We start from the raw sequence: 268 nt of genomic DNA, 5'->3' as shown, positions 1-268 counted from the left end.
GTCGCCGTGATCCAATGTAGCCAACATCAGGTGAGCCAGCCCCTCTTTGGAGCCAATTGTTACAATCGCTTCGGATTCAGGATCGATCTCGACGTCATAGCGCTCCTGATACCAGCGAGAAATCGCCCGACGTAAACGAGGAATACCGCGCGATGTTGAATAACCGTGGGTATCCGGGCGCTGCGCCACGGTACACAGTTTTTCGACAATGTGAGGAGGCGTGGCCCCATCCGGGTTCCCCATGCTGAAATCGATAATATCTTCGCCG

1 protein-coding gene is annotated in these 268 nt (G+C 54.9%); it reads right to left on the bottom strand.

Annotated features, from left to right (window positions below; genetic code table 11):
• A partial coding sequence (locus tag FDX22_RS30910) for an aminotransferase class I/II-fold pyridoxal phosphate-dependent enzyme (protein ID WP_255432886.1) occupies positions 1 to 268 on the bottom strand: 268 nt, incomplete at both ends.

This window comes from Citrobacter sp. TBCS-14 (assembly GCF_005280805.1).
GTDB classification, from domain to species: Bacteria; Pseudomonadota; Gammaproteobacteria; order Enterobacterales; family Enterobacteriaceae; genus Citrobacter; species Citrobacter gillenii.
The sequence above is the reverse complement of the archived record's forward strand: the minus strand, read 5'-3'. Positions and strand labels throughout refer to the sequence as shown.